Genomic DNA, 20,649 nt, shown 5'->3' with positions numbered 1-20,649 from the left:
TGGGTCAGCATATGCCTCGGTGCCTGGGCAGCCGGGTGCAAAAACGACAGGGGGTTTGCCGAAAGCGTCAATCCACGACAAAGGGTCACATCACCACCGGTTTGCCCGTCTGTTCTTTACCCCGCGCTTGGGCCAGAATCCGCCGCATCACTGAATGCTTCACGGAATTGGGACGACAGCTCAATGAAATCGATCTTCTTCGCATTGGCACTGATCGCGACCGGGGTACAGGCAGCTGAAGACGCTGACAACAACCCTTGTGATGCGGTCGAAAACGACATCCAGACCCTGGAATGCTCGGCGTACAACAAGACCACCGCCGAACAACTGCTCAAGGACAACTACCAGGGTTTGCTGGAGCGGTTCAGGGCTGAATACGCAGGCAACAAGACTCAGTTGGCGGACATCACCGGCAAACTGCAGGTCGCCGAACAACTGTGGATCAAGTCGCGGGACGCCGATTGCGCGATCGCGCCATTCCCTGCCGCCGTGGGCAGCAAGGCCTACATCATCGATCAGAACGACTGCCTGGCGAACAAGAGTGACGAACGCTCGGAGTTCCTGGAGTCACTGGCTCAGTGACGCAGCCACACCCCTCAACAACTGACTGAAAAAGGCGACCTCCATGAAACTCTGCGGCATCGAAATCAAAGGCAGTGAAGCGATCATCGCCGTCGCCTCCCTCGACGGCAAGGTGCTCAGCCACGTCGCCCTTTCCACCAAGAAAATCGCCCTGGACGATGACGACGACGCCGCCCACGTCAAACTGTTCGCCGCGCAAGTCGCAGCATTCGTCCGCGAGAACTCGATCGACCGCATCGCGATCAAAAAGCGCAGCAAGAAAGGCGAGTTCGCCGGCGGCCCGACCACCTTCAAGATCGAAGGCATATTCCAGCTGCTCGACAGCTGCGAAGTCACCCTGCTGTCGCCCCAGACCATCAACGCGCAGGCCAAAAAACACGACTTCGCCCTGCCGGCCACCCTCAACAAGTACCAGCATGAGGCCTACAAGGCGGCGTGTTCGGCCTTGATGAAGTCGTAGGAACAGAACAAACCTCATCGCTAGCAAGCCGTGCGCTGGCTCCGATCCTCTCGCGGACAGCGCTCGAACCGGGCCCGGTAGCTGCGGGTGAAATAGGACGGCGATTCAAAGCCGCAAGCGATGCTCACCTCCAGGACGCTCATGTCGGTCTGGCGCAGCAGTTTCCGGGCTTTTTCCAGGCGCAGGCCCAGGTAGAAATTGCTCGGGGTGTCGTTGAGGTGCAGGCGGAACAGACGCTCCAGCTGGCGCCGGGTAACTTTGATCGACTCTGCCAGTTCCAGGGTGCTCAGGGGCGGCTCGCTGTGCTGCTCCATCTCGCCAATCACCTGCACCAGCTTCTTGTTGCTGATGCCATAGCGCGTGGCGATCTGCATGCGCTGGTGGTCCTTGCGCGGGCGAATGCGCCCCAGCACGAACTGCTCGCTGACCTCGATCGCCAGCTCCGGGCCGTGGGCCTGGGCGATCAGGTCGAGCATCAGGTCGATGGACGCCGTACCGCCGGCCGAGGTGATACGCCGACGGTCGATTTCGAACAGCTCCTGGGTCACGCTGAGCTGTGGATAAGACTCCTTGAACGCCTCGATGGCTTCCCAGTGCAGGGTCACCCGATGGCCGTCCAGCAGACCCGCCTGGGCGAGGACAACACTGCCGGTATCGATCCCGCCGAGGGTGACGCCCTCGTGATCGAGGCGGTGCAGCCAGTGCTCCAGCGCCGGGTCGACGAACTTCAGCGGTTCGAAGCCGGCGACCACCAATAACGTCGCCCCCCTCTTCAACGGCTCCAGCGCCGCGTCGGCGTTGAGCGACATGCCGTTGCTGGCCAACACCGGCCCACCGTCGGCGCTCAGCACGTGCCAGCGATACAGCTCACCACGAAAGCGGTTGGCCACCCGCAGCGGCTCGATCGCCGAAATAAAACCGATGGCCGAAAAGCCCGGCATCAACAAGAAGTAGAAATCCTGGGACATGGAGCGCACTCGGTTGACGGGTAGCGTGGGGACGTTGATACGCCACTTGCAACAGGCATTCAAGAGCACAGGTCGCTGCAGTGCAAGAGCTGGTCGCCGTGGTGCGCTTTCATGGGCCTTGAGCTGCGTAACTTGGCATCACCGGCGCACAAAGACGACCGGACCCACAATAACGAACTGCCGAGGAACCTGAGATGAAACGACTGATAAGCCGCTGTGTTGTTGCGCTCAGCGCTAGTGCTTTGCTGAGTTCCGGCGCCATGGCCGCCGACCCCGCCGCGTGCCAGAACGTGCGCATGGGCGTGGTCAACTGGACCGACGTGATCGCCACCAGCGCCATGACCCAGGTCCTGCTCGACGGCCTCGGCTACAAGACCAAACAGACCAGCGCCTCGCAACAGATCATCTTCGCCGGCATTCGCGACCAGCGCCTGGACCTGTTCCTCGGCTACTGGAATCCGCTGATGACCCAGACCATCACCCCGTTCGTCGAAGCCAAGCAGGTCACGGTCCTGGCTGAACCCAGCCTCAAGGACGCCCGCGCCACCCTGGCCGTGCCGACGTACCTGGCCGACAAGGGCTTGAAGACTTTCGCCGACATCGCCAGGTTCGAAAAAGAACTGGGCGGCAAGATCTATGGCATCGAGCCCGGCTCGGGTGCCAACACCCAGATCAAGGCGATGATCGCCAAGAACCAGTTCGGCCTGGGCAAATTCCAGCTGGTCGAGTCCAGCGAGGCCGGCATGCTCGCGGCGGTCGACCGTGCCGTACGGCGCAAGGAAGCCGTGGTGTTCTTCGGCTGGGCGCCGCACCCGATGAACGTCAACGTGCAAATGACTTACCTGACCGGCAGCCAGGACGCCCTGGGGCCGAACGAAGGCTCGGCCACCGTCTGGACCGTGACCGCCCCCCAGTACGCCAGCCAGTGCCCGAACGTCAGCCGCCTGCTCAGCAACCTGACGTTCACCGCCGAAGATGAGAGCCGGATGATGCAACCGCTGCTGGACCACAAGGATGCGTTCGAGTCAGCCAAGCAGTGGCTCAAGGATCACCCGCAAGACCAGCAGCGCTGGCTGGAGGGCGTGACCACCTTTGACGGCAAGCCGGCGGCCGAGAACCTGCAACTGACCAGCAAATAAACCCGAATCGATCACCGTTTCGCAGCCGAGCGTGGCTGCGAACGGGCGCCCTATGCCCCACACAACCGGCCTGAAGGAAATTACCCCATGAACCACGACGTCATCATCACCTGCGCACTGACCGGTGCTGGCGACACGACCGCCAAGAGCCCCCACGTGCCGGTCACTCCGAAACAGATTGCCGCCGCCGCGGTGGAAGCCGCCAAGGCCGGGGCCACGGTGGTCCACTGTCATGTGCGCAACCCGCAGACTGGCAAGTTCAGCCGCGACGTGGCGCTGTACCGCGAGGTGATGGAGCGCATTCGCGAAGCGGATGTCGACATCATCGTCAACCTCACCGCCGGCATGGGTGGCGACCTGGAAATCGGCGCCGGCGAGAACCCGATGGAGTTCGGCCCCAACACGGATCTGGTCGGTCCGCTGACCCGCCTGGCTCACGTCGAGGCACTGCTGCCGGAAATCTGCACCCTGGACTGCGGCACCCTCAACTTCGGCGACGGCGACACCATCTACGTCTCCACGCCTGCGCAACTGCGGGCCGGGGCCAAACGCATCCAGGAACTGGGGGTCAAGGCCGAGCTGGAAATCTTCGACACCGGCCACCTGTGGTTCGCCAAACAACTGATCAAGGAAGGCCTGCTGGACGATCCGCTGTTCCAGCTGTGCCTGGGCATTCCGTGGGGCGCGCCGGCCGACACCACCAGCATGAAAGCCATGGTCGACAACCTGCCCGCCAATGCGGTGTGGGCCGGCTTTGGCATCGGTCGCATGCAGATGCCCATGGCTGCCCAGGCGGTGCTGCTGGGCGGCAACGTGCGGGTCGGGCTGGAAGACAACATCTGGCTGGACAAGGGCGTGCTGGCGACCAATGGCCAACTGGTGGAGCGCGCCGGCGAAATCCTCAGCCGCCTCGGCGCCCGCGTCCTGACCCCAGCCGAAGGGCGCAAGAAAATGGGCCTGGTCCAGCGCGGCTAAGCCCAACCTACTTCTAACACCTGTGGGAGCGGGCTTGCCCGCGAAGAGGCCGGTGCAACCAAAGCCTCCTCAGTGGTGATCCACCGCTTTCGCGGGCAAGCCCGCTCCCACAGGGATCGCCGGTATCTTTCAGGAAATCGCCATGAGCTTTATCACCGAAATCAAAACCTTCGCAGCGTTAGGCAGTGGTGTCATCGGCAGCGGCTGGGTGTCCCGCGCCCTCGCCCATGGTCTGGATGTAGTGGCCTGGGACCCAGCGCCCGGGGCCGAAGCGGCGCTGCGCAAGCGTGTTGCCAACGCCTGGGGTGCCCTGGAAAAACAAGGCCTGGCACCCGGCGCGTCACAGGATCGGCTGCGTTTTGTCGACACCATCGAAGCCTGCGTAAAGGACGCCGACTTCATCCAGGAAAGCGCCCCGGAACGCCTTGAATTGAAACTCGACCTGCACAGCAAGATCAGCGCCGCGGCCAAGCCCAACGCACTGATCGGTTCGAGCACCTCGGGCCTGTTGCCCAGTGAGTTCTACGAGGGCTCGACCCACCCGGAACGCTGCGTGGTCGGCCACCCGTTCAACCCGGTGTACCTGCTGCCGCTGGTGGAAGTGGTCGGCGGCAAGCACACCGCGCCCGAGGCGGTACAGGCGGCCATGCAGGTCTATGAATCCCTGGGCATGCGCCCCCTGCATGTGCGCAAGGAAGTGCCGGGGTTCATCGCCGACCGCTTGCTCGAAGCCCTGTGGCGCGAGGCGTTGCACCTGGTCAACGACGGCGTGGCCACCACCGGCGAGATCGACGATGCGATCCGCTTTGGCGCCGGCCTGCGCTGGTCGTTCATGGGCACGTTCCTCACCTACACCCTGGCCGGCGGCGATGCCGGAATGCGCCACTTCATGGCGCAGTTCGGTCCGGCCCTGCAACTGCCGTGGACCTACCTGCCCGCCCCGCAGTTGACCGAAAAACTGATTGATGATGTGGTGGACGGCACCCGCGAACAGCTGGGCAACCACAGCATTGCGGCGCTGGAGCGCTATCGTGATGACTGCCTGTTGGCCGTACTGGACGCGGTGAAAAACACCAAGCAAAAGCACGGGATGAGCTTCAGCGAGTAATGAATCGGCTGGTCTGGCCCCTTCGCGGGCAACCCCGCTCCCACAGGTTTTGCCCTGACCATGTGGGAGCGGGCCGGGCGGCGTTCCGCTTGCCCGCGAAAGCGCCAGTCCTGTCACCCCCCCTATCGGAACCTGAAACATGCCCGCACTCACCACCTACCAGACCACCATCATCGCCGACTGGGTCGACTACAACGGCCATCTGCGCGATGCCTTTTACCTGCTGATCTTCAGCTACGCCACCGACGCGCTGATGGACCAGTTGGGCATGGACAGCGACAACCGCGAGGCCACCGGCAACTCGCTGTTCACCCTCGAACTGCACCTCAATTACCTGCACGAAGTGAAGCTCGGCGCCGACGTCGAAGTGCGTACGCAGATCATCGGCCATGACCGCAAACGCCTGCACCTCTACCACAGCCTGCACCGGGTGGGAGAGGCTCAGGAACTGGCGGGCAACGAGCAGATGCTGCTCCACGTCGACCTGGCCGGCCCGCGTTCGGCGCCGTTCAGCGAGCAGGTGGCGAACAAGCTGCTGGCCATGACCGCGCTGCAATCAGACCTGCCCACACCCGCCTATCTCGGCCGGGTGATCGCCCTGCCAGCGGAAAAATAATCACAAGACAAGGAGCGCTCATGAACACCGCCGCCCCCATTGCCGACTTTCGCCGTTACCCCATGATCAGCGCGTTGACCGCCGTGCAAACCCTGGCCGATCGCGTTTCAGTGCAGTGGGCCGATGGCCGGACCAGCCCCTTCCACCACCCCTGGCTACGGGACAACTGCCCCTGCGCCAAGTGCGTCTACAGCGTTACCCGCGAGCAGGTGCTGGAGATCGTCGACGTCCCTGAAGATCTGCTCCCCCGCGCTACCCGGGTGGACAGCGATGGCTGCCTGCACATCGACTGGCAGGACGGCCATGTCAGCCGCTTCGACCCCGGCTGGTTGCGCGCCCACGCCTATGACGATGCTTCCCGCGCCGAGCGCCGTGCGGCAAAACCGCAAAGTCGGCTGTGGGACAGCCAGTTGCAGCTGCCGGTGTTCGAGTACCAGGCGCTGATGGACGACTCCCAGGCCCTGCTGCAATGGCTACTTGCACTGCGCGATATCGGCCTGAGCCAGGTGCGTGGCGTGCCCACCGAACCGGGCTCACTGACATCGATCGCCAAGCGGATTTCCTTCATTCGCGAGAGCAATTTTGGCGTGCTGTTCAACGTGCAATCACGTGCCGACGCCGACAGCAACGCCTACACCGCCTTCAACCTGCCGCTGCACAGCGACCTGCCGACACGCGAGTTGCAACCGGGGCTGCAGTTTTTGCACTGCCTGGTCAATGAGGCACAGGGTGGCGAGAGTATTTTTGTCGATGGTTTTGCCATCGCCCATGCATTGCGCCAGGAAGACCCCGAGGCCTTTCGCGCACTGTGTGAAATCCCCGTGGAGTTTCGCAACAAGGACCGTCACAGCGACTACCGCTTCCAGGCACCGATCATCGCCCTCGATGCATCCGGGCAAGTGGCGGAGATCCGCATGGCGAATTTCCTGCGCGGACCGTTCGATGCTTCGGTCGAGCAGATGCCCGACCTCTATCGGGCCTATCGGCGCTTTATGGCCATGACCCGCGAGCCCCGATTCCGCCTGATCCAGCGCCTGGAACCCGGCGAACTCTGGTGCTTCGACAACCGCCGTACCCTGCACGCGCGCAACGCCTTCGACCCCACCAGCGGCGCCCGACACTTTCAGGGCTGTTATGTGGACCGCGATGAATTGTTGTCGCGGATTCTGGTGTTGCAGCGCTAGCGCTCACCGCGGGCAGGCCTGTGCAACTCCCGGATTCACAGGCAAAAAAAACCCCGATTCAGCCGTGACTGGATCGGGGCCCAAGGTACTGTTGAGGAGCCGTTGCGCGAGGGTGACCAAACCTTCGTGTAGCGAGCTGGGATCAGTGTGCCCAGTCCCTGACAGGGTGAGTTAGCCGAAAACGACCTGTTCATAGGTATTGCGGCCATTACGACAATTCGCCCTTGCCCACACCCCAAGCCCCCACCAGAATCGAATCACGACACCGTTCCCTGAAGAAGGATTGCGTCATGATGCACGCCGATTTGATAGACCAGGAAGACCTGTTGGGCCAACTGAAGTCATTGGGGTTTCAAGTACCGAGCGGCTCCACCGCCGAGCAGGCGTGCGAGTGTGCGGTGCGCGGCTTGAACGATGAGCGGGCCAACACCCTGCGCACCATGATCAAGCAGATGTACACCAGCAGCGCGACAATCCTGCCGGCCGTGCGCCAGGCCATCGACAAGCAACTGTTGCCGGCATTGACGGCGTATCAGCAGAGCCGCAGCGCCTGACAGATCCAATCGCCAGCAGGCTGGCGATGAACGATGCCTCGGTTTAAAGCCTTACGCTAGCGAACGTCGACTCATTACGCGCCTGGCTCAACGCCGACATCGGCCCGGACAACGGCGCCAGCACCAGCGCCTGCGGGATCGGCATCATCGCCACTTGCTGAGAGTTGTTGGAGCCAACACGTTCGTCACGCGGTGGAATACCGAAGTATTCGCGGTAGCACTTGGAGAAGTGCGGCGTGGAGACAAAACCGCAGACCGATGCCACCTCGATGATCGACATCGGCGTTTGCTTGAGCAACTGCCGGGCGCGGATCAGGCGCAGCTTGAGGTAGTAGCGCGACGGCGAGCAGTGCAGGTATTTCTGGAACAGCCGCTCCAGCTGCCGACGCGACACGGCGACGTACACCGCCAGCTCATCGAGGTCGATGGGCTCTTCCAGGTTGGCCTCCATCAGCGCGACGATTTCCTGCAGCTTCGGCTGATTGGTGCCCAGCATATGCTTGAGGGGCACGCGCTGGTGATCCTGTTCGTTACGAATGCGCTCGTAGACAAACATTTCCGAAATCGCTGCCGACAGTTCGCGACCGTGATCGCGGCTGATCAGGTGCAGCATCATGTCCAGCGGCGCGGTGCCGCCGGAGCTGGTGAAGCGGTTGCGGTCGAGGGTGAACAAGCGGGTGCTCATGGCCACGCGCGGGAAGGCTTCCTGCATCGCGGCCAGGCATTCCCAGTGCACGCTGCAATCAAAACCGTCCAGCAGCCCTGCGCAGGCCAGTGCCCAACTGCCGGTGCAGACAGCGCCAAGACGGCGCGATTGACGAGCCTGGCTTTGCAGCCATGACACGTGTTCGCGGGTCACCGTACGCTGGATGCCGATACCGCCACAGACGATGATGGTGTCCAGTGGCGGGGCTTTGTGCATGGAGGCGTCGGGGGTGATCTGCAAGCCGTCACTGGCCCAGACCTGGCCTCCGTCGACGGTGAGAGTCGTCCAGCGATACAGCTCGCGACCGGACAACTGGTTGGCCATGCGCAGGGGTTCGACTGCGGAGGCCAGAGAAATCAGCGTGAAATTGTCCAGCAGCAAAAAGCCGATGGATTGAGGCGCACGGTTCTGGGGTTGAGCCCCGGAGTTGAACGACGTCATCGCGGTATCTCCTCACACAAAGCGGGTGATGGCCTCAGGCGGAGGCTCTTGTTATGGCCATCGTTCTCGCGTGGGAGACGGGCTTTGTAATGACAGAGCAATTGCCATGCCTAAAGTTGAATGCGTATTCAATAACTCCTGAAAACGACGTCGCGGCGTGTCTATATAAGACGCGCGGGAAGTAGGGATTAACCGCTCTCTTTCTGGCGGCAAGTGCGCTGTACCCCGGCCCGTGAGCAAATCGGTAGCACTTGTGGGAAGAGGGCTACAGGGCATCGGGCAAGAGTGTCACCGCAGGCACAGGTGACAGACGGTAAGCGCCGGTTTGGATCCCTGGGCGGGAGTCGCGGGCTTGTCTGATAGCGACGCGCCAAAAGGTGGCGCGTCGAGGTGCAACTGTTCACTGAGCGAGCACTTTTGACTGATGGCCTCCCCTCAATCTGCTCGCGAAAAGGCGCAATCGCCTCTCAGCATTCCACCGCGCTGACCGCCAAGCCACCGCGCGAAGTCTCTTTGTATTTGTCATGCATGTCGGCCCCGGTGTCACGCATAGTGCGGATCACCCGATCCAGGGAGATGAAGTGCTGGCCATCGCCGCGCAAGGCCATCTGCGCCGCGTTGATCGCCTTCACCGCAGCAATGGCGTTGCGCTCGATGCAGGGCACTTGCACCAGGCCGCCGACCGGATCGCAGGTCAGCCCCAGGTTATGTTCCAGGCCGATCTCCGCCGCGTTGCACAGTTGCTCCGGCGTGGCCCCGAGAATCTCCGCCAGCCCGGCCGCGGCCATGGCGCAGGCAGAACCGACCTCCCCCTGGCAGCCGACCTCGGCGCCGGAAATCGATGCATTCTTCTTGCACAGGATGCCCACGGCCGCGGCGCCGAGGAAGTAATCGACCACGTTGGCGTCGGTCACCGCCTCGCTGAATTTCATGAAGTAGTGCAGCACCGCCGGGATGATCCCCGCCGCCCCGTTGGTCGGCGCCGTGACCATGCGCCCACCGGCAGCATTTTCTTCGTTGACCGCCAGGGCAAACAGATTGACCCACTCCATGGCACTCAAGGTCGAGCCGATCACATTCGGTTTGCCCAGCTCTTGCAGGCTGCGATGCAACTTGGCGGCGCGCCGGCGCACGTTCAGGCCACCCGGCAGGATGCCTTCGTGCTTGAGGCCCTGCTCGACGCAATCCTGCATGGCGCGCCAGAGCTTCATCAGGCCGCTGCGGATGTCTTCTTCCGAACGCCAGACCTTCTCGTTCGCCATCATCAGTTCGGCGACCCGCAGGTTGTGTTTCTGGCACAGGGCAAGCAACTCCACCGCGCTGGAAAAGTCGTAGGGCAGCACGGTGCGATCCAGGTCCACCACGCCACTCGACGCCTGGGCCTCATCCACCACAAAACCGCCACCGACCGAATAGTAGGTATCGCGGTGCAATTCCCCCGCCTCACCTTCGGCCACCAGCGTCATGGCGTTGGGGTGGAATGGCAGGTTTTCGTCGATCAGGCGCATGTCCCGCGACCAGACGAAGGGCACCGGCAAGCGCCCGTCGAGCAGCAAGGTCTGGGTTTCGCGCAGGGTCTCGATGCGCACGCCAATCAACGACGGATCGATCGCATCCGGCCACTCCCCCATCAAGCCCATGATCACCGCGTTGTCGCTGCCATGACCGATACCCGTGGCCGACAACGAACCATACAGCTGTACCTCAATGCGCCGTACCTGCTCCAGCAGGCACTTTTCCCGCAGCGCCTGGACAAACAACGCGGCCGCCCGCATGGGGCCGACGGTGTGCGAACTGGAGGGGCCGATGCCGATTTTGAACAGATCGAAAACACTGATAGCCATGACGTACGGGACTCCTCGATGAGCGGATTCCAGGCGTCAAAGCGCCTGGCGACGGAGCTGCTACGCTCAAGCAGCAATCCGTTGACTGGCCGCATCATCAGGCTTTTGCGAGGTCGCTCAACGTCTCACACCGACGTAACCATGCCCACTAACGCCGCTGGCCGCAGACGACACATTACGGCGTATTTTTTGCGGTGCAGAGCGCTGAAAAGGTCCGAATAAAGCTGTAAACGACCTCGCTGACACTGGATGCGACCCTCCCTGTACTGGATACGACGCACCCTGTAGGCGTCAGATTTTCACTGGTACATGATCGGTTACGACTCGATTGCGAGGCGCCGTGGCAGAGCAGTTGCCAGGCACCACCAACCGCAACACTTATAAGTGCGGTGTCCTGTCGGAACACCGCCAAGAAAACACCAAGGAGTCCACCCATGAAAGGTTCCCCGTCGTTGTTGTTGGCCGCCATGCTGAGTTTGCCGGTGCTGGCTCAAGCTGCAGAACCGGCCCAATGCAGCACCGTAAACTTCTCCGATGTTGGTTGGACCGACATCACCGTGACGACCGCCACCACCAGCGTCATCCTCGACGCCCTCGGCTACAAGACCAAGACCACCATGATCTCCGTGCCCGTGACCTACAAGTCGCTGGCCGACGGCAAGAACATGGACATTTTCCTCGGCAACTGGATGCCGACCATGGAAAACGACATCAAGCCGTACCGTGAGGCCGGCACCGTGGAGACCGTGCGCGCCAACCTGGAAAACGCCAAGTACACCCTCGCGGTGCCAGAGGCGCTGTACGAAAAAGGTCTGAAGGATTTCGCCGACATCGCCAAGTTCAAGAAGGAACTGGACGGCAAGATCTACGGGATCGAGCCGGGCAACGACGGCAACCGCATGATCCAGAGCATGATCGACAAGAACGCCTTCGGTCTCAAGGACGCCGGTTTCAAGGTCGTCGAATCCAGCGAAGCCGGCATGCTGTCCCAGGTCGAGCGCGCCTCGCGCCGTAACACCGACGTGGTGTTCCTGGGCTGGGAACCGCACCCGATGAACACCCGCTTCAAGATGAAGTACCTGACCGGCGGGGACGATTTCTTCGGTCCCAACTATGGCCAGGCCACCATCTACACCAACACTCGCAAGGGCTATAGCCAGGAGTGCAGCAACGTTGGCCAGTTGCTGAAGAACCTGTCGTTCACCCTGAACATGGAAAGCACCCTCATGGGTAACGTTCTGGACGACAAGATGAAACCGGACGCGGCTGCCAAAGCGTGGCTGAAGAATAACCCACAGGTCCTCGATACCTGGCTCGCTGGCGTCACCACCATTGACGGTAAACCAGGGCTGGAAGCCGTGAAAGCCAAGCTCGGGCAGTAATCGCGACGCCGGGCGAGCGCGCTCGCCCGGGCTGTTTTTTTCCTTGCATGCGGACGTTCACTACCATGCTGATTGATCAGAAAATCCCTTTAGGCCAGTACATCGCTGCCTTCGTTGAATGGTTGACGCAACACGGCGCCAATACCTTTGATGCGATTGCCGTGACACTGGAAACGATGATCCACGGCGTGACGTTTGCGCTGACCTGGTTCAACCCGCTGGCATTGATCGGCCTGATCGCCTTGCTGGCGCACTTCATTCAACGCAAATGGGGCCTGACCGGCTTCGTCATCCTGTCCTTCCTGCTGATCCTCAACCTGGGTTACTGGCAGGAAACCATGGAAACCCTGGCCCAGGTGTTGTTCGCCACCCTGGTCTGCGTGCTCATTGGCGTGCCGTTGGGCATCGTCGCCGCGCACAAACCGATGTTCTACACCATGATGCGACCGGTACTCGATCTGATGCAGACCGTACCGACGTTCGTGTACCTCATTCCTACCCTGACCCTGTTTGGTCTGGGCGTTGTCCCAGGGCTGATCTCCACGGTGGTGTTCGCGATTGCCGCGCCCATCCGCCTGACCTACCTGGGCATTCGTGATGTGCCACAAGAACTGATGGACGCCGGCAAGGCCTTTGGCTGCTCGCGCCGGCAGTTGCTCTCGCGAATAGAACTGCCCTACGCGATGCCCAGCATCGCGGCCGGTATCACCCAGTGCATCATGCTGTCGTTGTCGATGGTGGTGATCGCCGCACTGGTGGGCGCCGATGGCCTGGGCAAACCCGTGGTCAACGCACTGAACACCGCCGATATCGCCCTGGGCTTCGAAGCCGGGCTGGCGATCGTCCTGCTGGCAATCATGCTCGACCGTATCTGCAAACAACCCGATGCAAAAGTAGTAGGGGGTGACGCATGAGCATAATCCGCTTCGATAACGTCGACGTTATCTTCTCCAAGGATCCACGCGAGGCCCTCAAGCTGCTGGACCAGGGCATGACCCGCAATGAAATCCTGAAAAAGACCGGTCAGATCGTTGGCGTGGAAAAGGCCAGCCTGGACGTCGAGAAAGGTGAAATCTGCGTGCTGATGGGCCTCTCCGGTTCCGGCAAGTCGAGCCTGCTGCGCTGTATCAACGGCCTGAACACGGTGAGCCGCGGCAAGCTGTTCGTCGAGCACGAAGGCCGGCAGATCGATATCGCCTCGTGCACCCCGGCAGAACTGAAAATGATGCGCACCAAGCGCATTGCCATGGTGTTCCAGAAGTTCGCCCTGATGCCCTGGCTGACCGTGCGCGAGAACATCAGCTTTGGCCTGGAAATGCAGGGTCGTCCCGAAAAGGAACGACGCAAGCTGGTCGACGAGAAGCTGGAGCTGGTGGGCCTGACCCAATGGCGCAACAAGAAACCCGACGAGCTGTCCGGCGGCATGCAGCAACGCGTCGGCCTGGCTCGCGCCCTGGCGATGGACGCCGACATCCTGCTGATGGACGAACCCTTCTCGGCCCTCGACCCGCTGATCCGCCAGGGGCTGCAGGACGAACTGCTGGAACTGCAACGCAAGCTGAGCAAGACCATCGTGTTCGTCAGCCACGACCTCGATGAGGCGCTGAAACTGGGCAGCCGCATCGCGATCATGAAAGACGGCCGGATCATCCAGTACAGCAAGCCCGAAGAAATTGTGCTCAACCCGGCCGACGACTATGTGCGCACCTTCGTCGCCCACACCAACCCGCTCAACGTCCTCTGCGGTCGCAGCCTGATGCGCACCCTGGACAACTGCAAACGCATCAACGGCTCGGTGTGCCTGGACCCAGGCGGCGATTCATGGCTGGACCTGGCCGAAGGCAACACCATCAAGGGCGCCCGCCAGAACGGTGCGAGCCTGGACCTGCAGAACTGGGTCCCGGGGCAATCGGTAGAAGGCCTGGGCCGGCGGCCGACCCTGGTGGACTCCAGCATCGGCATGCGTGACGCGCTGCAGATCCGTTACCAGACCGGCAACAAACTGGTGCTGCACGACAATAACCATGTGGTCGGGATTCTCGGCGACAGCGAGCTGTACCACGCGCTGCTCGGCAAGAACCTGGGATAGACCAGACAGCAGACACAAAAACGCCGCGAGAGGATCGCGGCGTTTTTGTTTATAGGGAAATCGGGCGCTGCGGTGTTGAAGTTGAAGGCCCCATCGCTTGCGGCCTGCTGGCGATGATGCCGACGCGGTGCTTCTGACTGAAACACCGCGTCACTCACACCTCAGCTATAGACACGGCCAAGGAGCTGCCGATGGCTTTCAAACTGATCGAGCACGTCACGGGTGATCTGATCCTGGGTGAAGCCCATCAAGTCGTACTCCTGGCTGCCGTTGTGCAGGTACACCTCGGCGCGGTAGTAACGGGTGCGGGTTTCATCCGGGCTCGGCGATTCGCTTGGCGCCGCCAGGTAACCGTCCAGGCTGACCTCGTAGACAAACGGGTTGCCCTCTTCCATCTCGATCCGCAGGCCCATGCAGCGCTTGGCTTTACCCAGCAGGGTTTGCACGTCCAGCCCTTGCGTGCGCAACTGCACCGCCGCGTCTTCCAGCGCCGGGCTCACGTGCTTGTCCATGAAACGTTGCACGATCGCCTGGGTCGGTTGCAGTTCCAGTGCCGTCAGCCGCTCGCTGAAACCACGACGACCCCGCGCCGCCAGCTCGGCCTGTTCCTGTTCGATCTGCACGTCCTGGCGCATGGCCTTGTGCAAGCCGAACATGAAGCACACCAGCACCACCGAGAACGGCAGCCCGGCCAGCACCACCATGGTTTGCATGGCTTCGAAGTTACCGGCGAACAACAGACCGATGGTCACCAGGGTGATCACCACCGACCAGAAGATCCGCAGCCAGTGCGGCGCATCTTCATCCACGTTGCCGCCCTTGCAGGACAGGTTCGCCATCATCACCGCGCCGGAGTCGGCCGGGGTCAGGAACAGCACGAAGCCGACGAAGATCGACACCCCGATCACCACTTTCGATGCCGGGTAATGCTCGAGCAACTGATAGATCGCCATCGACGGCTGCTCGAGCGCCGTCTTGCCCAGCTCCACCGCCCCCTGGTTCATCACCAGGTCCAGGGCCGAGTTACCGAAGATCGACAGCCAGGCCAGGGTGAAGCCCAGTGGAATCAGGAGCACACCGGCAACCAGCTCGCGCACGGTCCGGCCACGGGAAATACGCGCGATGAACATGCCGACGAAAGGTGCCCAGGAAATCCACCAGGCCCAGTAGAACAGGGTCCACAGGCCCAGCCAGCGCTCGGACTTGGCGGTGTCGGCTTCGTACACATACAGGTCGAACGTCTTCAGCACCACGCCGTTGAGGTAGTCACCGACGTTCTGCACAAAGCCGTTGAGCAGGTGCAGGGTCGGGCCGAACAACAGCACAAAAATCAGCAGGCCACTGAACAGCACGATGTTCAGGTTGGACAGGCGACGAATGCCGTTCTCCACACCCGACACGGCCGCGATGGTCGCCACGGTGCTCATCACGATGATCACGATCAGCAGGTTGGTATTGTTGTGCTCCATGCCGAACAGGTTCTCCAGCCCCGACGACACCTGCAGCGAGCCGATCCCCAGGTTGGTCACCAGGCCCAGCAGGGTCACGAACATGCCGAAGCCGTCCACCGCATGCCCGGCCGCCCCCTTCACCCAACGCTCGCCGACCAGCGGATAGAGCGCCGAACGCAGCGCCAGCGGCTGGTTGTGACGGTAGGCAAAGTACGCCACGGCCAGGCCGACCAGGGCATAGATCGCCCAGCCGTGCAGGCCCCAGTGCAGGAACGTCAGTTGCACCGCCTGGCGCGCGGCCAACTGGCTGCCCGCCACGCCTTCTGGCGGGTTGAAGTAGTGATCCAGGGGCTCCGAAGCACCGAAGTACAGCAGCGAGATGCCGATACCGGACGAGAACAGCATCCCGGCCCAGGCGCCATAGCTGAAGTCCGGGGTATCGTCCTTGCTGCCCAGCTTGAGCTTGCCGTAGGACGAAAACGCCAGGCCGACCACAAACACCAGGTAGGCGGCAATCACCACCATGTAGTACCAGCCGAAGCTGCGCGACAACCAGGCCTGGGCAATCCCCAACATTCTCCCGGCTTCTTGCGGCGCGGCGATGAGAATGGCGGTCAACAGCAGGATCAACGCGGTAGAGGTGTAGAACACCCAACCGTTGACCGTCACCTTCTCGGGTGGGGTCTTTATAAGAGAGGCAGAACTCATTGCACAGATGCTCCAGGCAGTGCGAGAGAAGGACACAAGGCAAAGCAGCACCCGACTAATCGGTTAGTGGGCAGCCGACCGACGGGTGATATAAAGACACCCCGAAAAAAGCCCGAAGCCCGCAAGCGCCAGAGCACGTGGGTTTCGAGCATTTTTGGATGCCGTTTTTCCGCCAACCATACGTAGGAAAAACCTGTAGGTAGCGACGATTTGTCGCAGATCTTATTCTTTGTTGATTGAACGTTCAATCAAAACAAAATAGACTGGCCCTCAATCCGACAGACGCTTTGCGCCTGCCGGAAGGCCTAAGGAGATGTGCAGATGCCCAAGGTCGGTATGCAACCCATCCGCCGCCAGCAATTGATCGAAGCCACGTTGCTGGCTGTAGATCAGGTCGGAATGGGGGACGCCAGCATTGCGCTGATCGCCCGTTTGGCTGGTGTCTCGAATGGCATCATCAGTCACTACTTCAAGGACAAGAACGGTCTGATCGCCGCCACGGCGCAGTACCTGATGAGTGTCCTCAGCGAGAACGTCACCGCGCGCCGTCAGGCGCTGGTGGACAACAGCCCGCGGGCCCACCTGAAAGTGATTATCGAAGGCAACTTCGACGCCAGCCAAGTCAATGGCCCGGCAATGAAAACCTGGCTGGCCTTCTGGGCCACCAGCATGCACCACCCGTCTTTGCACAGGTTGCAGCGGATTAACGATCACCGCCTGTATTCCAACCTGTGCTGCCAGTTCCGCCGAGTGTTGCCGCTTGATCAAGCGCGCAGTGCAGCCCGCGGCCTGGCGGCCCTCATTGACGGCCTGTGGTTGCGCGGCGCGCTGTCGGGAGATGCTTTCGACACCACGCAAGCGCACCAGATTGCGTACGAATACATGGATTTCCAACTGGCCAAGCAGGCGTGCTAGAGCACACATAAAACGCTCAGCCCCTGAACTGTCGCGAATCGGTGATGCCACACCCTTAGGGCACCACCGTTGTGACCAACGCCAACCACTTATGCACTTGCGAGGACTTTATGGCCCGTTTCGAACTGCAAAAACTCTACATCGACGGCGGCTACACCGACGCTGGCAGCGATGCCACCTTCGAAGCCATCAACCCGGCTAACGGTGAAGTTCTCGCCAACGTGCAACGTGCCACTTTCGACGACGTTGAACGCGCCGTTGTCAGCGCCGAGAAAGGCCAGAAGATCTGGGCCGCGATGACCGCCATGGAGCGTTCGCGCATCCTGCGCCGTGCCGTCGACATTCTGCGTGAGCGCAACGACGAACTGGCCGCCCTGGAAACCCTGGACACCGGCAAGTCGTACTCCGAGACACGCTACGTCGACATCGTCACCGGTGCTGACGTGCTGGAATACTACGCCGGCCTGGTGCCCGCCATCGAAGGCGAGCAGATCCCGCTGCGCACCACCTCCTTCGTCTACACCCGTCGCGAGCCGCTGGGCGTCGTGGCCGGCATCGGCGCGTGGAACTACCCGATCCAGATCGCCCTGTGGAAATCCGCCCCGGCCCTGGCGGCGGGTAACGCGATGATCTTCAAGCCGAGCGAAGTGACGTCCCTGACCACCCTGAAACTGGCCGAGATCTACACCGAAGCCGGCGTTCCGGATGGCGTGTTCAACGTCCTGACCGGCAGCGGCCGTGAAGTCGGCACCTGGCTGACCGAGCACCCGCGCATCGAGAAAATTTCCTTCACCGGCGGTACCGACACCGGCAAGAAGGTCATGGCCAGCGCCTCGAGCTCTTCGCTCAAGGACGTGACCATGGAACTGGGCGGCAAGTCCCCGCTGATCATCTTCGACGACGCCGACCTCGATCGCGCCGCCGACACCGCCATGATGGCCAACTTCTACAGCTCCGGTCAGGTCTGCACCAACGGCACCCGCGTCTTCGTGCCGAGCCACCTGAAAGCCGCGTTTGAAGCCAAGATCGCCGAGCGTGTTGCGCGCATCCGCGTGGGCGACCCGCAAGACGAGAACACCAACTTCGGCCCGCTGGTCAGCTTCGCCCACATGGAAAGCGTGCTGGGCTACATCGCCAAGGGCAAGGAAGAAGGCGCTCGCGTACTGTGCGGCGGCAACCGCCTGACCGACGGCGAATTCGCCAAGGGCGCGTTCGTTGCGCCGACCGTGTTCACTGACTGCACCGACGAGATGACCATCGTCCGTGAAGAAATCTTCGGCCCGGTGATGAGCATCCTCACCTACGAAACCGAAGAAGAAGTGATCCGCCGTGCCAACGACACCGACTTCGGCCTGGCCGCCGGTATCGTCACCAAGGACCTGAACCGCGCCCACCGCGTGATTCATCAGCTCGAAGCCGGTATCTGCTGGATCAACGCCTGGGGCGAATCCGACGCCAAGATGCCGGTCGGTGGCTACAAGCAGTCGGGCGTGGGTCGTGAGAACGGCATCAGCTCGCTGAACAATTTCACTCGCATCAAATCGGTACAGGTCGAACTGGGCGATTACGCCTCGGTGTTCTAAGGCGTCAATCGCCTCGCCTGCGAGGCCGTCATCGCCAGCAGGCTGGCTCCCACAGGTTTGGTGTCATGCACCAAATCTGTGGCATCCCCAATCCCCTGTGGGAGCCAGCCTGCTGGCGATTGAGTGCAAAGCACTCACCCGGCCTGACCTGACCACTATCAAAGAGGGTGCATCCAATGTCCCAAGAATACGACTACATCATTGTGGGTGCCGGCTCGGCCGGTAACACCCTGGCGACCCGTCTGACCGAAGACGAAGGCGTCACCGTCCTGCTGCTGGAAGCCGGTGGACCGGACTATCGTTTTGACTTCCGCACACAAATGCCGGCAGCCCTGGCGTTCCCGCTGCAAGGCCGACGCTACAACTGGGCCTACGAAACCGATCCAGAGCCACACATGGACGGCCGCCGGATGGAATGCGGTCGCGGCAAGGGCCTGGGTGGCTCGTCCCTGATCAACGGCATGTGCTACATCCGTGGCAACGCCATGGACTACGACGGCTGGGCCAAACTCCCTGGCCTGGAAGACTGGACCTACCTGGACTGCCTGCCGTATTTCCGCAAGGCGGAAACCCGCGACATCGGCCCGAACGACTACCACGGTGGCGACGGTCCGGTCAGCGTGACCACGCCCAAGGCCGGCAACAACCCGCTGTTCCACGCGATGGTTGAAGCCGGTGTACAGGCCGGTTACCCGCGCACTGAAGACCTGAACGGTTACCAGCAGGAAGGTTTCGGCCCGATGGACCGTACCGTCACGCCCAACGGCCGTCGCGCCAGCACCGCTCGCGGTTACCTGGACACCGCCAAGAAGCGTTCGACCCTGAACATCGTCACCCATGCCCTGACCGACAAGATTCTGTTCGAAGGCAAGCGTGCGGTTGGCGTGCGTTACCTGGTCGGCAGCGCCGAAGAGCGGGTTGAAGCCCGTGCCCGCAAGGAAGTGCTGGTGTGCAGCGGCGCGATCGCGTCCCCGCAACTACTGCAACGCTCCGGCGTCGGCCCGGCCAAGCTCCTGGAAAGCCTGGACATCCCGGTGGTTCACGACCTGCCGGGCGTGGGCGAGAACCTGCAGGATCACCTTGAGCTGTACCTGCAATACGCCTGCACCCAGCCGGTGTCCCTGTACCCGTCGCTGCTCTGGTACAACCAGCCGGCGATCGGTGCCGAGTGGCTGTTCAACGGCACCGGGATCGGCGCCAGCAACCAGTTCGAAGCCGGCGGTTTTATCCGTACCCGTCCTGACTTCGAATGGCCGAACATCCAGTACCACTTCCTGCCGGTGGCGATTAACTACAACGGCAGCAACGGGGTGAAAGAGCACGGCTTCCAGGCACACATGGGCTCCATGCGTTCGCCAAGCCGTGGGCGGATCCAGGTCAAGTCCAAGGACCCACGCCAGCACCCGAGCATCCTGTTCAACTACATGGCCACCGAACAGGACTGGCAGGAATTCCGTGACGGCATCCGCCTGACCCGGGAAATCATGCAGCAGCCGGCACTCGACCCCTTCCGTGGTCGCGAGCTGAGCCCGGGCATCGAGGTGCAAACCGACGAGCAACTGGACACCTTCATTCGCGAACACGCCGAAACCGCGTTCCACCCGTCCTGCTCGTGCAAGATGGGCACCGACGAGATGGCGGTGGTCGATGGCGAAGGTCGCGTCCACGGGATGCAGGGCCTGCGCGTCGTCGATGCCTCGATCATGCCGCTGATCACCACCGGCAACCTGAACGCGCCAACGATCATGATCGCCGAGAAAATCGCCGACAAGATCCGCGGTCGCCAACCGTTGCCTCGCAGCCAGGCCAAGTACTACGTCGCGGGCGAAACCCCGGTGCGTGGCAAGCCACTGCGTGAAGTGAGCCGGACTGCGCAATAACCCGGCGCCTTCGGCGCATCCCGAGCAAGCGGAGCGGCGCTCCGCTTGCCCGCGATCGCTTGCT

The 20,649-nt window shown here is 62.0% G+C and carries 18 protein-coding genes; 14 read left to right on the top strand and 4 right to left on the bottom strand.

The features are described 5' to 3' along the window. The first annotated feature begins 183 nt into the window (after positions 1-183). Both H7995_RS05700 and H7995_RS05695 read left to right on the top strand, forming a co-directional pair. Complete coding sequence (locus H7995_RS05700) at positions 184-582, top strand: lysozyme inhibitor LprI family protein (RefSeq protein ID WP_166592017.1); 399 nt, start codon at positions 184-186, stop codon at positions 580-582. A 43-nt stretch (positions 583-625) separates the two neighbouring features. After that, entirely contained in the window at positions 626-1,042 is a 417-nt protein-coding gene (locus H7995_RS05695) for a DUF3010 family protein (protein ID WP_185818100.1), read from the top strand. Positions 1,043-1,062: 20 nt separating this feature from the next. Here the strand turns inward: H7995_RS05695 and H7995_RS05690 are convergent, their stop codons facing one another. After that, entirely contained in the window at positions 1,063-2,010 is a 948-nt protein-coding gene (locus H7995_RS05690; RefSeq protein WP_185818099.1) for a GlxA family transcriptional regulator, read from the bottom strand. A gap of 194 nt (positions 2,011-2,204) precedes the next feature. Between H7995_RS05690 and H7995_RS05685 the strand changes: the two genes are divergently transcribed. The 6 genes from H7995_RS05685 (at position 2,205) to H7995_RS05660 (ending at position 7,586) form a co-directional block, all read left to right on the top strand. Next, the gene (locus H7995_RS05685; RefSeq protein WP_166592014.1) at positions 2,205-3,149 is read left to right on the top strand and encodes a choline ABC transporter substrate-binding protein; all 945 of its coding nucleotides are present in this window, start codon (positions 2,205-2,207) and stop codon (positions 3,147-3,149) included. Positions 3,150-3,236: 87 nt separating this feature from the next. After that, positions 3,237-4,124 (top strand): 3-dehydrocarnitine:acetyl-CoA trimethylamine transferase CdhC, encoded by an 888-nt coding sequence (cdhC, locus tag H7995_RS05680; RefSeq protein WP_182342701.1) that lies wholly within the window; start codon positions 3,237-3,239, stop codon positions 4,122-4,124. A gap of 142 nt (positions 4,125-4,266) precedes the next feature. Beyond that, the gene (locus tag H7995_RS05675) at positions 4,267-5,232 is read left to right on the top strand and encodes an L-carnitine dehydrogenase (RefSeq protein WP_166592012.1); all 966 of its coding nucleotides are present in this window, start codon (positions 4,267-4,269) and stop codon (positions 5,230-5,232) included. A gap of 139 nt (positions 5,233-5,371) precedes the next feature. Further along, positions 5,372-5,848 carry a thioesterase family protein gene (locus H7995_RS05670; RefSeq protein WP_166592011.1) on the top strand — a complete coding sequence of 159 codons (477 nt, stop codon included), beginning with the start codon at positions 5,372-5,374 and terminating at the stop codon, positions 5,846-5,848. Positions 5,849-5,868: 20 nt separating this feature from the next. Beyond that, positions 5,869-7,032 (top strand): gamma-butyrobetaine dioxygenase, encoded by a 1,164-nt coding sequence (locus H7995_RS05665; protein ID WP_185818098.1) that lies wholly within the window; start codon positions 5,869-5,871, stop codon positions 7,030-7,032. 290 nt (positions 7,033-7,322) lie between these two features. Beyond that, positions 7,323-7,586 (top strand): hypothetical protein, encoded by a 264-nt coding sequence (locus H7995_RS05660; RefSeq protein ID WP_159998327.1) that lies wholly within the window; start codon positions 7,323-7,325, stop codon positions 7,584-7,586. A gap of 43 nt (positions 7,587-7,629) precedes the next feature. Here the strand turns inward: H7995_RS05660 and gbdR are convergent, their stop codons facing one another. Together gbdR and H7995_RS05650 are read right to left on the bottom strand one after the other, a co-directional pair. Beyond that, entirely contained in the window at positions 7,630-8,733 is a 1,104-nt protein-coding gene (gene gbdR, locus H7995_RS05655; RefSeq protein ID WP_095164384.1) for a choline metabolism transcriptional regulator GbdR, read from the bottom strand. Positions 8,734-9,200: 467 nt separating this feature from the next. Continuing rightward, positions 9,201-10,577 carry an L-serine ammonia-lyase gene (locus tag H7995_RS05650; RefSeq protein ID WP_166592009.1) on the bottom strand — a complete coding sequence of 459 codons (1,377 nt, stop codon included), beginning with the start codon at positions 10,575-10,577 and terminating at the stop codon, positions 9,201-9,203. Between the two features lie 434 nt (positions 10,578-11,011). Here H7995_RS05650 and H7995_RS05645 point away from each other — a divergent pair, with 434 nt between their 5' ends. The 3 genes from H7995_RS05645 (at position 11,012) to choV (ending at position 14,048) form a co-directional block, all read left to right on the top strand. Next, the gene (locus H7995_RS05645; RefSeq protein ID WP_166592008.1) at positions 11,012-11,959 is read left to right on the top strand and encodes a choline ABC transporter substrate-binding protein; all 948 of its coding nucleotides are present in this window, start codon (positions 11,012-11,014) and stop codon (positions 11,957-11,959) included. A gap of 65 nt (positions 11,960-12,024) precedes the next feature. After that, the gene (gene choW / locus H7995_RS05640; protein WP_166592007.1) at positions 12,025-12,873 is read left to right on the top strand and encodes a choline ABC transporter permease subunit; all 849 of its coding nucleotides are present in this window, start codon (positions 12,025-12,027) and stop codon (positions 12,871-12,873) included. Further along, a complete protein-coding gene (choV, locus tag H7995_RS05635; protein ID WP_166592006.1) occupies positions 12,870-14,048 on the top strand; it encodes a choline ABC transporter ATP-binding protein in 1,179 nt (392 codons plus the stop codon). The genes choW and choV overlap by 4 nt, the downstream gene beginning before the upstream one ends. 161 nt (positions 14,049-14,209) lie before the next feature. On the opposite strand, the gene H7995_RS05630 is transcribed toward choV, so the two are convergent. After that, positions 14,210-16,150 (bottom strand): BCCT family transporter, encoded by a 1,941-nt coding sequence (locus H7995_RS05630; RefSeq protein ID WP_232534647.1) that lies wholly within the window; start codon positions 16,148-16,150, stop codon positions 14,210-14,212. Between the two features lie 378 nt (positions 16,151-16,528). Here H7995_RS05630 and betI point away from each other — a divergent pair, with 378 nt between their 5' ends. From betI to betA, 3 genes are all read left to right on the top strand, one after another. Beyond that, entirely contained in the window at positions 16,529-17,122 is a 594-nt protein-coding gene (gene betI / locus H7995_RS05625) for a transcriptional regulator BetI (RefSeq protein WP_166592004.1), read from the top strand. Positions 17,123-17,232: 110 nt separating this feature from the next. Further along, positions 17,233-18,705 (top strand): betaine-aldehyde dehydrogenase, encoded by a 1,473-nt coding sequence (gene betB, locus H7995_RS05620; protein ID WP_166592003.1) that lies wholly within the window; start codon positions 17,233-17,235, stop codon positions 18,703-18,705. A gap of 176 nt (positions 18,706-18,881) precedes the next feature. Continuing rightward, positions 18,882-20,585 (top strand): choline dehydrogenase, encoded by a 1,704-nt coding sequence (gene betA, locus H7995_RS05615; RefSeq protein WP_185818097.1) that lies wholly within the window; start codon positions 18,882-18,884, stop codon positions 20,583-20,585. Positions 20,586-20,649: the final 64 nt, after the last annotated feature.

The sequence above is a fragment of the Pseudomonas kielensis genome (assembly GCF_014236655.1).
Classification (GTDB): Bacteria; Pseudomonadota; Gammaproteobacteria; order Pseudomonadales; family Pseudomonadaceae; genus Aquipseudomonas; species Aquipseudomonas kielensis.
This window is presented reverse-complemented; position numbering and strand designations above follow the sequence as displayed.

Coding starts and splice junctions, on each gene's coding strand:
- betB (WP_166592003.1), top strand. CDS start 17,233: ATGGCCCGTTTCGAACTGCAAAAACTCTACATCGACGGCGGCTACACC.
- H7995_RS05685 (WP_166592014.1), top strand. CDS start 2,205: ATGAAACGACTGATAAGCCGCTGTGTTGTTGCGCTCAGCGCTAGTGCT.
- H7995_RS05675 (WP_166592012.1), top strand. CDS start 4,267: ATGAGCTTTATCACCGAAATCAAAACCTTCGCAGCGTTAGGCAGTGGT.
- H7995_RS05665 (WP_185818098.1), top strand. CDS start 5,869: ATGAACACCGCCGCCCCCATTGCCGACTTTCGCCGTTACCCCATGATC.
- choV (WP_166592006.1), top strand. CDS start 12,870: ATGAGCATAATCCGCTTCGATAACGTCGACGTTATCTTCTCCAAGGAT.
- H7995_RS05695 (WP_185818100.1), top strand. CDS start 626: ATGAAACTCTGCGGCATCGAAATCAAAGGCAGTGAAGCGATCATCGCC.
- H7995_RS05645 (WP_166592008.1), top strand. CDS start 11,012: ATGAAAGGTTCCCCGTCGTTGTTGTTGGCCGCCATGCTGAGTTTGCCG.
- choW (WP_166592007.1), top strand. CDS start 12,025: ATGCTGATTGATCAGAAAATCCCTTTAGGCCAGTACATCGCTGCCTTC.
- cdhC (WP_182342701.1), top strand. CDS start 3,237: ATGAACCACGACGTCATCATCACCTGCGCACTGACCGGTGCTGGCGAC.
- H7995_RS05660 (WP_159998327.1), top strand. CDS start 7,323: ATGATGCACGCCGATTTGATAGACCAGGAAGACCTGTTGGGCCAACTG.
- H7995_RS05700 (WP_166592017.1), top strand. CDS start 184: ATGAAATCGATCTTCTTCGCATTGGCACTGATCGCGACCGGGGTACAG.
- H7995_RS05690 (WP_185818099.1), bottom strand. CDS start 2,010: ATGTCCCAGGATTTCTACTTCTTGTTGATGCCGGGCTTTTCGGCCATC.
- H7995_RS05650 (WP_166592009.1), bottom strand. CDS start 10,577: ATGGCTATCAGTGTTTTCGATCTGTTCAAAATCGGCATCGGCCCCTCC.
- betI (WP_166592004.1), top strand. CDS start 16,529: ATGCCCAAGGTCGGTATGCAACCCATCCGCCGCCAGCAATTGATCGAA.
- betA (WP_185818097.1), top strand. CDS start 18,882: ATGTCCCAAGAATACGACTACATCATTGTGGGTGCCGGCTCGGCCGGT.
- gbdR (WP_095164384.1), bottom strand. CDS start 8,733: ATGACGTCGTTCAACTCCGGGGCTCAACCCCAGAACCGTGCGCCTCAA.
- H7995_RS05670 (WP_166592011.1), top strand. CDS start 5,372: ATGCCCGCACTCACCACCTACCAGACCACCATCATCGCCGACTGGGTC.